Source organism: Methanosaeta sp. UBA458 (assembly GCF_002496085.1).
Taxonomy (GTDB): domain Archaea; phylum Halobacteriota; class Methanosarcinia; order Methanotrichales; family Methanotrichaceae; genus Methanothrix; species Methanothrix soehngenii.
Genome location: NZ_DAIK01000056.1, coordinates 1,785 through 14,253 on the forward strand (window position 1 = coordinate 1,785; position 12,469 = coordinate 14,253).

The following is a 12,469-nucleotide window of genomic DNA, read 5'->3' on the forward strand; positions in this document are numbered from 1 at the left end:
ATGGTTATGATCGGACCGTTTGACATTTCAAGGATCTCTCTGGCCCTCTCTGATTTATCTGTTGGGAATAGGAAAGAGATGATGATATTAGTGTCGATCAGTATCGACAGGTATCTTCCTCCAGATCCAGGATCTCCTCTATGCTTATAGTTCTGTCAAGCTTGACGCTTCCATAATACTTATCTAGGATTCTCTTTCGCTCCTCTTTTTGCAGCGGTTCTTTTGTTTCTATTATTTCGTCGCTAAACACTTTCATCTTGTTTGACCTGTCAAGCAACATCAACTTGTCCTCTTCCTCTTTGATGAGCTCAAGGATCTTCTTCCGGAGATCTTTTAAAGGCAGACCCTCGGGTACATCCACTTTTATCTCGCCCACCGTTAACCACTATGAAACTTTAATCGCCTTTTTAGTTATAGACCTTTTCATTCAAAACTCATAAATTTCCGATCCAGTTCACCATGTTCTGCAGTGCTGGCAAATGCTGCGGGTCTGATGCGGACTTGTCTTGTATCCCGAGATGCTCGCCCTTGGATCCTGATAGATCTGAGTTACGGAATAGAACCTCAGAGTCGAGAGAGCGCGAGGGAGGACGAACGAACGGAGACGACTATCCCGGAGGCAATTGGGTAGGCTCTCTTAGGTTGGATGGAAAGGAATTCTGAGCGTCTCTGTGAACTCTGTGCCTCTGTGGTTAATAATCGTAGCTTTTTGATTAACCATCTTCCTAACCGTTTAGAAGTCTTCTTATCCCTTCCACAAGCAGACGCGCGTTGAAATTAATAATCAATCCAAGTCGTACATCTCTCATCATTGATAGTCATTGTATCTCTGCTTTTCCTCTTAGCACCAAGTTATGCCATGGGCTATCACTAATTAACAATCTCAGGTCTCCATAATTTCAGCCATGGAACCCTTTTGAAGTCCCGATCATTGCTGGCCATGCTAATGATGCCATTTGCTTCCATTGTCGCGAGATGGGCTGCATCCGCGGCGGTTAGCATATATTCCTTGGAAAGCCTAACAAATTCAGGATATGCTGTTGTGCTCAGGACAGATATCCCAAAGTTGGATATTAACTCCATCTCAGCCCAAAGTCGTTTTAATTCTCCTATTACGTCTGGCCTCCTCTTTATCAAACCAGCAACATTTCTGGCCTCGATCCCCTCAATCTCGGCGATATCTGCAATCATGAGCTTATGAAATACTTCATTCAAAACCAGATCGGATGTGAAACCTTTTATCTCATCGTTCTCCACATGCTTTAGGAATCCCCTGCAGCTCTTTCCGTAAGCGGGATGCTCGAAAACTGAGTAAAGGAATATATTTCGCATCTATGAAGATTCTTTCGCTTAATGGGACCTGAGATAAAATCAATCCCACATCTCCATTTCAATGATCTCATCGGCCAGTTTCTTTGGTATTTTCATCATTCCGTGAAATTCATCGACTGCGCTTTTCTTTACGACGATCTCTACTTCATCTCCTTCCTTTAAACCTATTTCCTTGAAAGGCTTCAATGCATTACCCTCGTATCTTGCCCTGATCTTGATACCCATAAAATCGCTTTTAGTTATTCGTCCTTGTAGTTCTTAAAGCCTTTCGCATGACATTGTCTCGCGCTGCCAGCCCATCCTCCGCCTCTTATGCAACTTCTGGCCCTCTGCGCGCACCACCAGGCCGCGGTTGGTGAGGAGGTCGAGGTACGGAACGACGATGCGAAAATTCAGGCAGGATTTCTGGACAATCTGCGTTTTGCTTGCCCCTCCCCCCGCACACTTTTGTAAGATATTTGTGAGAATTTAGTCCTTATAGCGCTTGTTCGACATGAGGGATGGGTTTTGGGGGTACTTATATTAAGTTACTGATGACGTGCTAACTGAACCACAAAGTGCCCATGATCCTCAGGAGGGGATTATACACAAAGCATGAAAAACCAGTATGCTTTATGAGTCTTTCATGTGATGGCACAAAGACCGCACCGAAGATTCTTGGTTATCAGGAAATCGAAGCAACCTTTGGGGGTTCTTTGTGAGCTTTGTGTTCTTTGTGGTTCAATTTTGTTTTTTCTCCTCTGTGCCTCTCTCGTCTCTGTGGTTTCACCGTACCGCACACCGGGCATATGATGAACCCACATGCATGGGCCCGACTGTGATATAACAGTAATATTATATTTCTACGTCACGCTAGGCGAAATCCCAATTCCTGTAACTTATCAAGAGAGGGCTTCACTGCAATTATGTGGCCGGCTCGTTTGGCATCTAGAAGCACTCCCAATTGATGAAGATACTGGAGTGGCGATGTCCTGCAAGACCACTTCAGGCAAGGACAGCCTCCGCCTTTAGCTCTTCTTCTATTAATCTAAATGAATCAACGCCATAGGTTGGATGGAAAGGAATGCGGAGCGTCTCTGTGAATTCTGTGCCTCTGTGGTTAATAATCGTAGCCGAAAAAATAAAAAACTGTTGGTTGCGGAATAGAACCTCAGTGTCGAGAGGGCGCACAAAGATTGAGTCTCTGCGTCTCTTCTAGTTGCAGCTTCCACCGAGCTCCCTTATAGACCTCTTGATCTCAACGATATCATCTTCAATTCGAGCCAACCGCTTGTTCGCATTTTCATGCAGATCGGATCTCATGCCACGAATCTCATCAAGGGTCTCGTCCTGCGTCTCAATCGTACGGTCTTGCTTCTCAAGCATCCCGTCCTGTTTTTCGATCATCTTATCCTGTTTTTCAAGCATTTTATCTTGCTTTTCGAGCATCATCTTTCCGATGGACAAATTCTCTTTGCTCACCATTAGGTTTTCTTTGCTAACCATCAGGTTCTGCTCGCCTACCTCGATACCTCTATGCAGCAGGCCGACAGCAACATCGAACCTTTCGCCCAGCTCTTCCTGCCAGTCTCCCCTCAAGATCTTAAAGTACAGAAACTCGCCCGTCGCGGCAGACCAATTTACCTTCAGCTTCTGTACTCTGATTGGCCCATCCTGGATATTTATGGCCTTCAAAAACTCCTTTAAGGCATCCTCCTCTCCTTCGGCCACGATGCTTACGTCGTATGGCTCCAGGTTTTGGACGGTGCCGGAGAGCCCCAGGTTGCGGGCGATCTTCCAGACGGCATCCCGGAATCCAACCCTCTGGACGTCTCCCCCAGCAATGATCTCCACGCGAATCATATCAACCTCGCAGGGTCCTTTGGCCATGGGTTGTACACCAGACTCATCAAGTCAGTCCTTTCTCTTTCAATTTCGTTTTTTTTGGGTCCTCTGCGGTTTCGTGGTTGCACTGCACAGTGCTGGCTGCAAACCGACAGACGGAACCACAGAGGAACAGAGACACAGAGATTTTTAGCTTTTTCAGGGAGCTCGATCTGTAATCTTCAAAAGCCCGAGCTATCTGGCCATCCCCTCTTATCACAACCTCAATTCAGATGATGGCCGAGAATAGCTCCCAGAGAACTATGCAATTCATTTTAATATTATTTGCCTTTTGAGAGAGTATGATCATTACAAAGATTTAAAAAGATTTCGATCGATTATTGCCATGGCGATCTGCAGGAATCAACCACGAGCATACGCAGGACGAATGGTATCAGGAGAAAAAGGAGGGAATTGCTCGGCTCTATGACTCTGTGTGGGAATCGTAGAGCGATGGTGGAATCCAGGGGGGTTTAACGGGAATAAAACCACAGAGTCAAGAGAGCGCACGGAGGACGAACGAACGGAGACGACTATCCCGGAAGCAATTGGGTGGGCTTTCTTAGGTTGTATGGAAAGGAAGGCTGAGCGTCTCTGTGAACTCTGTGCCTCTGTGGTTCATAATCGTAGTCGAAAAATCAATCCTGGCGGTTTACGTGAATAAATAATCGGAAACAGCAAAGAGTCTCTCATATTTTCTTTCTCATCCAAAAACTCCCCGGAGAAATTTTCCCCTTCTTATAAGAACTAAAAGCCGCCTCCAATTCATTAGAATGCATAAGGTTCATGTAGTTTCCCATCCATAATACTTCAAAAGCCTGATTATAAATTAGAAATGCCTGTAATAAATATTGCTCATTCCAGAATCTGAAGTCCTCTAATATCCATTCTTTGGGATATTCCGCGGGCAAGAATATATCATGAATATGAACCAAAACCCCTTTTTTAAGTTTTGGCATTATATTGAGATATTCGTACTGGACATCGCTTCCAATCATCAATACATGGCTTGAGTCGATAAACAGTATATCATTCTTATTTAGTTCATTAAACCTGCACGACGGAACGTCCTGAATTTTTGCAGTAACAAGCTTTGAAAGTCCATGAAAGCCAGACTTCAGGGTATCATTCGGATAAGGTTCAAAGGCGATCAGCTCACAATTATCATAACCCTCTTCCTCATTTTTTAAAACCGCTTGAGCGGCCAATAGGGTTGAATATCCTGATCCTATCTCGAATACCTTTCTGGGCTTAAAATGTCGAATCATGCAATACAAGATTTCAGCATCTACCGATTCAAAAGCACCATTATTTAAATAGTATTGATGAGGAATCGATGTTTTATCTCTGGGAATCTTTTCATATTCATCTTTAAATTTCGAGGAAAACATCGCGAGAAGCTTAATTTGTTCCTCCTCGTTGATATCAATACCATTGAGGTCCGACGGTTCTTTCCATAAATCCATTTTCAACTTTCTCGTGTCAGGAATCGGGATGTAGAAATGGTTTGGTGTCAAATGAAGTCCCATTTTTTGAAAAAATAAGAAGGCCTTCCTTCTTGATAGGTTCAAAGCATGATTATATATTTTATTGGCTTTGCTCATTTTATGTATACACCCTGCATGGTTCGCTGTCACTTCGCTTGTTTTCTCTTTTGGGCACACTATGCATGCGTTCTCTTATATACCGCTATCCGTCCTGCTCGACATCATGTTTAATCGCTAAGGCCATTTCGGTGAGAAATGCTCCCAATCACGTCTCTGTAAGCTCTGTGCCTAGTTGGCGAGATCTCCGTTGGATATGGGGTGTCATCATATTCATCAGATTAGTCCTTTCTCTATTGGTCTCTTCCTGCCTGTTTGGCGTCTGGTCCATCTTGCCGCCCAGGTTCCCGAATCCATTCTTTGCGGTGGTATTAAGGTTTTCGAAGCTATCCTCAGTGAGGTCATGGTTGGGCACTTCCCCTCGTTTTGACGAGGAACAGACAACAGCTTAACTGACTCGTACAAGCAAATACAGGGACACGGTATCGGAGGCATATGAGATCGGGCAACCGATCTAGGTGATAAGATGACAAATGAACCTCTCCTCCCGTACCTGGGGTGCCAGCACGCGAATATGTGCCACAGTGTAGTCAGCATGAAGAGTCAGCCACCCTTACGCCTCGCGACTTTTTGCGTAGAGGCAAGCCGCGCCCTTCAGGAAGCGGTAGTTGACTATCTCGACGCCATCAGGAAGACGCTCTCTGACCTCTTTTGGACCTGCAATCTTCCGGAAAGCTGAGTGTTGTCCTGATCCCTGAGAGTATTGGGCATCGACATTATCCGCATGGATGAGTGCGTTCTTGACTGCAATTGCTGAGGTGAACCACTCAGATTCGTCCTTCTTCTTTCCCTCAGCAATCACCAGGACACTACCAACACTCTTATCAAGGCGGTCCTGGATAATGCCGGCCGGATCCATCTCATCGGCAAGAGTGATTGCTTTAACCCTGTATCCGACCCCCGGCACTCTGCCCGATAAGAAAGCCGCCAGCCGGATCATTGTTGAATCGTCCTCTATGTTCTAGATGTTTGGTATATATTTAGCTATATCGCCGCGCACATTGCGATCTGCGTCCCTCCTCCCGCAGCGCTGCGAATGCATCCGCTGCCCGGCCAACCAGCGCCCATACTAAATTGGAGCCGATGACTCCCGTTCCTCCCCTGACCAGTGCTTTCATTAATTGATATCTTTTTTTGATTCTTATTGATATGTCATCAAATCGGTATCATGAATTGGAGGTCAAAAAGACCGGGCTTTGCGCGTCCTTTGTGATCTTTGTGTTCTTTGTGGTTTAATTCCGCTTTTTTTGTCCTCTGCTTCTGTGTGGTTTTGCGGTTGCAGTGCACGGTGCCGGGGCTGCAAACTAACGGACGGAACCACAGAGGCCTAAAGAGCAGCTATGCGAACAAACCAGTCTTCGCTCAATCCTTTATTCAATATCTTTTCGCATTATAAAAGAGAAAATTAAATATTATTTCTTGTCAGAACATGAATGCATAGCTGTCGACGAGTATGAAATTTTCTTAATAGTCATTATCCATTTATTTTTTCGATTTTTTGGAAAGAATTAATCAACTAATCACCATTTTCTTGCAGCTATCTCGCCTTGGATCAATCATCCAGACGGGGAAAGGTTTTTAATTGGGATCAACGATACTTACCTGAAATTTGGGGGCAGAAAAATCATGAGAATAATTGCAGATAACTTAGGTGCTGATCTTGCTACCCTTCTGAGAACCATCAGAATCATCGAACCAGAGCTATGGAGTTCAAGCAATAGACGCTTTTTGCTTCCCAGAAAGCTGGGCGATTTGGATAACCCGGAGTATTTGAGGGAGATTAACGAAAAGGTCCAAAAGCTGCAGCATTATAGATATTTGCTCAATTCCGGATCGATAACCAATTCAGAATATGCCTCACTGAAAGATCAACTGCTCTATGGCGAATGCGAAGGCTGCTCTGCCTGCAGTTGCATTGGATTGGATGAATCGCAGCTTTAGCCTTAATCTCTGAATCATCCCCCAGTTGAATGCCCATTCATGATAAAAGCTGAAAAGTGTTGAGATATTCGAGAGCAACCGCATGAAGACAATACAAAGATATAAGCAATTATGAAGATCAGCGAAACTGCCAAATAGTTCAAGCAATATGTTTATGGATAGCATGAAGCTAAAAGTCACAATCACCGGCGAAAACGTGCACAACGTGGGCTACAGATATTTTCTCATGACCAGTGCCATAGACCAGGGTCTGGATGGTTTCAACGCCCGCAATACTATGAAGGGAAATGAACAGCAGGTAGTGGCCCTGATCGAGGGCAATGAAGAAGCAATTGCAGGCTTCAAGAAGCTAGCAGAGAGCCAAAGGCCGGAGCACTCCCTGGTATCGAGCATCGTATTTGAGGATACCAATAGCAATGTCATGAAGACAGGAGAATATGCCCAGGTTTGCACCGCAATCCAGCTAAACAAGGCTATCCCGCTGCTATTGGATATGAGGGATGATCTGAAAGAGATGAAGGGTGATATGAAAGAGATGAAGGGCGATATAAAAGAGATGAAGGGCGATATGAAAGTTGTAAGGAAGAACACCGACATAATACCTCAGATTCATGAAGAAATCAAAGGCATGAGAGAGGATATCCAGCCGGGATACGCAGCGCAATTCAGGCTGGTGCAGGCCGATATCCGGGCGATAAAAGAGCGTCTGGGCATGTCCTGATTTGAATTATGCTTCTTTTCTCTGTCATCCCCTAAACCAACCACAGTCTCCTTTAACCCTGATATAAGGCCTGTATTCCGGGCTCGTATCCAAGTTCATTTCTTGCCGCGGATATATCCGCTAGAGAATCCTGGATTTCCCCCGGCCTTGGCTTCTCGTACATCAACCCAATCCAAGTCCCACGAAGATGAAAATGGGAATCGACAGCCGAATACTCTGAAGCCGGATCCTGCCTGGGCCCATAAACACTAAAAAATCGCAGGCATACCGTCCTTAATCCATAGAGCCCAGAGAGACCCTAGCATAATATTCGCCTGTGATCTTGCCCGCAGCATAAGGATACAGTGGATCGGGCATCAGGTCCTTGCGCTTGGGCCCGCGCAGGCTCATCTCCGTAAACGGCGGAAGATGATGCGTACACCAACTTTTTAGCCCCGCAATCCCTGGCTGCGAAAAGGATTATTCAAGGCGCCATCGATATTGGCCGCATTGGAGGCCAGGAGATCATTTACAGACCTCTGGAATAAGAGATTTCTGCAAATAGGCTCCAACTATTATGTTCATCTCCCTGGAATAAGAGAGAGGATTGCCAGCCAATATGGACTCTAACTCAAGATAGCAAACTACTTAAAAAATAGAAACCCCAATACTGATCAGATAAGCAGGTGCATAAGAGAAATGACCGAAGGAGAAACCGTTAGGCTGAAGGCATCTGAGGCCAATCAGGGCGATGTAGGAAAGGGCATTGTCAGGATGGGCGACGAGTTCATGGAACGAATCGGCATCCGTCCCCTGGATGTAGTGGAGATAATCGGATCGCGACCCACAGCTGCTCTGGCCGTGAGCGCCTACACCCAGGACCAGGGCATCGACATGATCAGAATGGACGGTCTAATTCGATCCAATGCCGGAACAAGCATCGGTCAGTATGTAGAGGTCAAGAGGGCGACCTGGGAAGAGGCCAAGCATGTAACGCTGGCCCCCGTCACCCAGGGCATGCAGATCTTCGCCCCGGGCGATGTCCTCACCAAGGTCTTCAACGGCCGACCGCTATTAAGAGGCGATGTCATCTCCACCACCAGCGTGAGAAAGCCCCCCACCGATTCCATGGGCAGGGAGACCATGTTCGAGGAGATCTTCCGGGGCTTTCTTGGTGCTCAGGCCTTTGGCCTGGGGGAGATCAAGCTCCGGGTGGTCTCCACCAGCCCGGGCGGAATCGTCAAGATCACCGAGGGGACGGACATAGAGCTCCTGCCCCAGGCGGTGGAGACGCCTGAACGCTCTGTGCCCTCAGTGGTCTACGAGGACGTCGGCGGCCTCAAGCCGGTGATAACCAAGGTCCGGGAGATGATTGAGCTTCCGCTGAAGCATCCAGAGCTCTTCGACCGCCTGGGCATCGATCCGCCCAAAGGAGTGCTGCTGCACGGCCCGCCCGGCACGGGAAAGACCATGCTGGCCAAGGCAGTGGCCAATGAGAGCGACGCCTACTTCATAAGCATCAACGGCCCGGAGATCATGTCCAAGTACTATGGGGAGAGCGAGAAAGCCCTCAGAGACCTGTTCGAGGAGGCGGAGAAGAACACTCCCGCCATCATCTTCTTAGACGAGCTGGACTCCATCGCCCCCAAGAGAGGAGATGTCACTGGAGAGGTGGAACGGAGGGTGGTAGCTCAGCTCTTATCTCTCATGGACGGGCTGAAGGAGAGGAAGAACGTCATAGTCATCGGCTCAACCAACCGTCCCGAGGCCCTGGACATGGCACTGCGCCGGCCGGGAAGGTTCGACCGGGAGATCGAGCTGGGCGTTCCGGATATGGAAGGAAGGCTGGAGATCTTCCAGATCCATACCCGGGGCATGCCCCTGCACGAGGACGTGGTCCTGGAGGACTATGCAATAGAGACCTACGGCTTCGTGGGAGCGGACATCGCTGCGGTCAGCCGTGAGGCGGCGATGAACGCCCTGCGGCGTATCCTGCCACAGATCGATCTGGACGAGCCCACCATTCCCAAGGAGATCTTGGACCGGCTCATAGTGCAGAAGAGCGACTTCGAGGCCGCCCTGCGGGAGATTCAGCCCTCGGCGATGAGAGAGATCCTGGTGGAGGTCCCCAATGTGAGCTGGGAGGACATAGGTGGCCTGGAGAGGGTCAAGGATCTGATGGTGGAAGCAGTTGAATGGCCGCTGCGCAATGCGGAAAGCTTCCAGCGCCTGGGCATTGATGCCCCCAAGGGAATCCTGCTCTACGGCCCGCCGGGCACGGGAAAGACCATGCTGGCAAAAGCGGTGGCCAATGAGAGCGAGGCGAACTTCATAACCGTCAAAGGGAGCGCACTGCTGTCCAAGTGGTACGGAGAGAGCGAGAAGAGAGTAGAAGAGATATTCAGGAAGGCGAGGCAGGTTGCTCCTTCCATCATATTCTTAGACGAGCTGGATGCCTTGGTCCCCGTCAGAGGGGGAGCGATGGGCGAGCCCCATGTCACCGAGAGGATAGTCAACCAGCTGCTAAGCGAGATAGACGGCCTGGAGGAGCTGCACGGAGTGGTGGTGATCGGAGCGACCAACCGGCCGGATATCATCGATCCTGCTCTTCTCAGGCCGGGAAGGTTCGATGAGCTGATACTGGTGCCCGTGCCGGACCGCGAGTCCCGGCGCAAGATCTTCCAGGTCCATCTGAAAAAGTCGCCCCTGGCAGATGATATCGACGTCGAGGAGCTGCTCGAGCAGACTGATCAGTATACGGGCGCAGACATCGCTTCCCTGGTCAGAAAGGCCGGGCGCCTGGCCCTCAGGGAGGATATGGCCGCCACCAGGATCAGCCAGAAGCATTTCCTTGCCGCCTTAGAGGAGATTGGGCCCTCGGTGACTGCGGATACGATGAAATACTATTCATCAATGGCCAGGGAGCTGCGCAAGAAGGCCTCCAGAGAGGTAGAGAGAGCTGATATATACGCTTGAAGCAAAAACCGGAGCGTCGAGAACTTCCGACATAAGAATAGCAGTGGAGAGTGCGGGGATTGGATAACAAACTCGGTTCAATCACCCATCTTTCCTCGGCTTTTTCAATTTTCCTTTAATATTAGGGGTAGACTCATTGCCGGACAAAAGCCTTTTAGACAATAACAATTGTGTAGTGGTCGAATTCGTCAGCCGCTGGAAAGAAGAGGACATAGTGGAGCTGTACCGGGCCGGCGGCTGGTGGAGGGAGTACATGGACCCATCTCATCTCAATGACCTGATTCAGGGAAGCTTTCTATTCGCAGTGGCGGTTGACGGAAGGAGTGGCAGGGCAGTGGGTATGGGCCGGGTGATCTCCGATGGGGTCTCAGATGGGTACATTCAGGATCTGGTGGTTTTAGCCGACTGGCAGAATATGGGATTAGGCAGGATGATAATTGAGAAGCTTATAGAGGGGTGCAGAGCCAGGAAAATCGCCTGGGTGGGCCTGATCGCCGAGCCGGGAAAGGAGGACTTTTACGATTCAATTGGATTTCGCAAAATGCCTGGGCATGTGCCCATGCTCCTGGATTGGGAGGGCCAAGGGTGCTGAGCTCTTGCGACTTCAAGCCGGTGACGCTCTCGGACAGGGACTTTTTCGTCCAGCACTACCGCCGGTTCCCTCAGAGGCACAGCGACAACACCTTCACCAACATGGTCTGCTGGAACTATTACGCCAACTACCGGTATGCTATTGTCCAGGACTGCGTGCTCCTCTCCAGCACCATTGCCGGCAAGACCCGCTACCGTCCTCCCATCGGGCCAAGAAATCCGGATCTCCTCCATGAGGTTCTGGCCCTCGCTCTGAAGAGCGATGAGACGAGGCCCTTTGTGGTGCTGGACCAGGAGACGCTGGAATGGATAAGCGGTATCTATCCGGAGCTGCAGTTTCAGCCCGAGAGGATGTACTTTGATTATGTCTATCTGGCGAATGATCTGGCCCATCTGCCTGGAAAGGGATACTCGACCATCAGGCGCCAGCTCAACCAGTTCATGAAGACCTGCAGTCCCCTGGTCGAGGAGTTGGGGACAGATAATATCGAGGAGATAAACGATTTCGTAGAGCAGTGGTGCGAGTGGAAGGACTGCGATTCAAACCCGGATCTGGCATCGGAGAAGGATGCCCTGTGCTTTGCCCTGGCCCATTATCGGGAGCTTGAGCTGTCGGGAATAGCCATCCGCTCGGAGGGAAAGATCGGGGCCATATCCCTCTTTGAGGGGCAAAACGAGGATACAGCGCTGGTCCACTTCGAGAAGGGGCTCCCTGACTGCAAAGGAATCTACCGGGCGATAAATGCCGAGACGGCCAAAATCCTGGCCAAAAAATACACCTATATCAACCGGGAGAGCGATATGGGTGTGGAGGGGATCCGGGAGGCGAAGATGCGCTATCATCCTCATCATATGGTCCAGGTGCATATGCTCGGCCGGGAAGAGCTGGAGAAGGTGGTCTGACCAAACTCATTTGCCGCTCTTCAGAGCCTGAAGGCAAGGTTCAAATGAGGGAAAGGATCATCATGGGTCTGGAGCTGATTTAATTATGCACAGCCATGATCATAGCCATGATTCAAAGGGCCACGACCTGAACCGCCATGAGGTAGAGCACCTCCTGGAGCACTGGATAGAGCATAACCAGAGCCATAGCACCTCTTTTCGGGAGAGGGCGGCTCAGGTTGCCAGGGTGAGTGAATTGGCCGCCCAGGACATAAACCGGGCAGCTGAGCTCATGGACGAGTGCACAGAGATGCTGAAGAAGGCATTGAAGGATCTGTAAGAGGAGCCGGAAGAGATGGAATTGGTATATATTTATCCCATGGATAAAAGCAAAGATATGCAGAAGATGCTGGACGAGGAGTTCTGGAAGCGCCTGGGGCCCACGGTGAGGGACTGCAAAGCCATGGGCCTGGACAAAGATGGCATGTGCATCTACATCAAAGTCAAGGACGAGCTGGCAGCAGAAGCCAAAAAGCTCCTGGCAGATACGGCAGCCGAGGAACTCAAGGGCGAGGAGGGC

The 12,469-nt window shown here is 49.2% G+C and carries 16 protein-coding genes and 1 pseudogene; 7 read left to right on the plus strand and 10 right to left on the minus strand.

Going from position 1 to position 12,469, the window contains the following annotated elements:
• Positions 1-97: 97 nt before the first annotated feature.
• From BP822_RS03790 to BP822_RS03820, 9 genes are all read right to left on the minus strand, one after another.
• On the minus strand, positions 98-376 hold the full coding sequence (locus BP822_RS03790; protein WP_286877765.1) for a hypothetical protein: 279 nt from the start codon (positions 374-376) through the stop codon (positions 98-100).
• 494 nt (positions 377-870) lie between these two features.
• Complete coding sequence (locus BP822_RS03795) at positions 871-1,332, minus strand: type II toxin-antitoxin system VapC family toxin (protein WP_286877766.1); 462 nt, start codon at positions 1,330-1,332, stop codon at positions 871-873.
• 39 nt (positions 1,333-1,371) lie between these two features.
• Positions 1,372-1,557: an antitoxin family protein gene (locus tag BP822_RS03800; RefSeq protein ID WP_013718686.1), complete on the minus strand. Its 186-nt coding sequence runs from the start codon at positions 1,555-1,557 to the stop codon at positions 1,372-1,374.
• 33 nt (positions 1,558-1,590) lie between these two features.
• Complete coding sequence (locus BP822_RS12930) at positions 1,591-1,800, minus strand: winged helix-turn-helix domain-containing protein (protein ID WP_353845218.1); 210 nt, start codon at positions 1,798-1,800, stop codon at positions 1,591-1,593.
• Between the two features lie 379 nt (positions 1,801-2,179).
• Positions 2,180-2,269: a DUF3368 domain-containing protein gene (locus BP822_RS12875; protein ID WP_342766598.1), complete on the minus strand. Its 90-nt coding sequence runs from the start codon at positions 2,267-2,269 to the stop codon at positions 2,180-2,182.
• A gap of 257 nt (positions 2,270-2,526) precedes the next feature.
• On the minus strand, positions 2,527-3,174 hold the full coding sequence (locus BP822_RS03805; RefSeq protein WP_013718685.1) for an acylphosphatase: 648 nt from the start codon (positions 3,172-3,174) through the stop codon (positions 2,527-2,529).
• A gap of 710 nt (positions 3,175-3,884) precedes the next feature.
• Positions 3,885-4,799 carry a class I SAM-dependent methyltransferase gene (locus BP822_RS03810; protein ID WP_013718683.1) on the minus strand — a complete coding sequence of 305 codons (915 nt, stop codon included), beginning with the start codon at positions 4,797-4,799 and terminating at the stop codon, positions 3,885-3,887.
• 553 nt (positions 4,800-5,352) lie between these two features.
• Positions 5,353-5,739 carry an acylphosphatase gene (locus tag BP822_RS03815; protein WP_013718681.1) on the minus strand — a complete coding sequence of 129 codons (387 nt, stop codon included), beginning with the start codon at positions 5,737-5,739 and terminating at the stop codon, positions 5,353-5,355.
• A gap of 40 nt (positions 5,740-5,779) precedes the next feature.
• Positions 5,780-5,917, minus strand: a complete 138-nt coding sequence (locus BP822_RS03820) for a hypothetical protein (RefSeq protein WP_286877767.1) — start codon at positions 5,915-5,917, stop codon at positions 5,780-5,782.
• Positions 5,918-6,425: 508 nt separating this feature from the next.
• Between BP822_RS03820 and BP822_RS03825 the strand changes: the two genes are divergently transcribed.
• Both BP822_RS03825 and BP822_RS03830 read left to right on the plus strand, forming a co-directional pair.
• Positions 6,426-6,740, plus strand: a complete 315-nt coding sequence (locus BP822_RS03825) for a hypothetical protein (RefSeq protein WP_013718678.1) — start codon at positions 6,426-6,428, stop codon at positions 6,738-6,740.
• Positions 6,741-6,903: 163 nt separating this feature from the next.
• A complete protein-coding gene (locus tag BP822_RS03830) occupies positions 6,904-7,461 on the plus strand; it encodes an acylphosphatase (RefSeq protein ID WP_286877768.1) in 558 nt (185 codons plus the stop codon).
• Positions 7,462-7,759: 298 nt separating this feature from the next.
• Here the strand turns inward: BP822_RS03830 and BP822_RS12935 are convergent, their stop codons facing one another.
• Entirely contained in the window at positions 7,760-7,924 is a 165-nt protein-coding gene (locus BP822_RS12935) for an NAD-dependent epimerase/dehydratase family protein (RefSeq protein ID WP_394339407.1), read from the minus strand.
• Between the two features lie 215 nt (positions 7,925-8,139).
• On the opposite strand from BP822_RS12935, the gene BP822_RS03835 reads away from it, so the two are divergent.
• The 5 genes and pseudogenes from BP822_RS03835 to BP822_RS03855 all read left to right on the plus strand — a co-directional run.
• On the plus strand, positions 8,140-10,416 hold the full coding sequence (locus BP822_RS03835; protein ID WP_013718674.1) for a CDC48 family AAA ATPase: 2,277 nt from the start codon (positions 8,140-8,142) through the stop codon (positions 10,414-10,416).
• A gap of 136 nt (positions 10,417-10,552) precedes the next feature.
• Positions 10,553-11,008, plus strand: a complete 456-nt coding sequence (locus BP822_RS03840; protein WP_013718673.1) for a GNAT family N-acetyltransferase — start codon at positions 10,553-10,555, stop codon at positions 11,006-11,008.
• A complete protein-coding gene (locus tag BP822_RS03845) occupies positions 11,002-11,910 on the plus strand; it encodes a DUF2156 domain-containing protein (protein ID WP_013718672.1) in 909 nt (302 codons plus the stop codon). The genes BP822_RS03840 and BP822_RS03845 overlap by 7 nt, the downstream gene beginning before the upstream one ends.
• A gap of 85 nt (positions 11,911-11,995) precedes the next feature.
• Positions 11,996-12,229 carry a hypothetical protein gene (locus tag BP822_RS03850; protein ID WP_013718671.1) on the plus strand — a complete coding sequence of 78 codons (234 nt, stop codon included), beginning with the start codon at positions 11,996-11,998 and terminating at the stop codon, positions 12,227-12,229.
• Positions 12,230-12,286: 57 nt separating this feature from the next.
• Positions 12,287-12,469: pseudogene (locus tag BP822_RS03855) on the plus strand (hypothetical protein); the annotation flags it as partial.

Coding starts and splice junctions, on each gene's coding strand:
- BP822_RS03795 (WP_286877766.1), bottom strand. CDS start 1,332: ATGCGAAATATATTCCTTTACTCAGTTTTCGAGCATCCCGCTTACGGA.
- BP822_RS03800 (WP_013718686.1), bottom strand. CDS start 1,557: ATGGGTATCAAGATCAGGGCAAGATACGAGGGTAATGCATTGAAGCCT.
- BP822_RS03805 (WP_013718685.1), bottom strand. CDS start 3,174: ATGATTCGCGTGGAGATCATTGCTGGGGGAGACGTCCAGAGGGTTGGA.
- BP822_RS03810 (WP_013718683.1), bottom strand. CDS start 4,799: ATGAGCAAAGCCAATAAAATATATAATCATGCTTTGAACCTATCAAGA.
- BP822_RS03815 (WP_013718681.1), bottom strand. CDS start 5,739: ATGATCCGGCTGGCGGCTTTCTTATCGGGCAGAGTGCCGGGGGTCGGA.
- BP822_RS03820 (WP_286877767.1), bottom strand. CDS start 5,917: ATGAAAGCACTGGTCAGGGGAGGAACGGGAGTCATCGGCTCCAATTTA.
- BP822_RS03825 (WP_013718678.1), top strand. CDS start 6,426: ATGAGAATAATTGCAGATAACTTAGGTGCTGATCTTGCTACCCTTCTG.
- BP822_RS03830 (WP_286877768.1), top strand. CDS start 6,904: ATGAAGCTAAAAGTCACAATCACCGGCGAAAACGTGCACAACGTGGGC.
- BP822_RS03835 (WP_013718674.1), top strand. CDS start 8,140: ATGACCGAAGGAGAAACCGTTAGGCTGAAGGCATCTGAGGCCAATCAG.
- BP822_RS03850 (WP_013718671.1), top strand. CDS start 11,996: ATGCACAGCCATGATCATAGCCATGATTCAAAGGGCCACGACCTGAAC.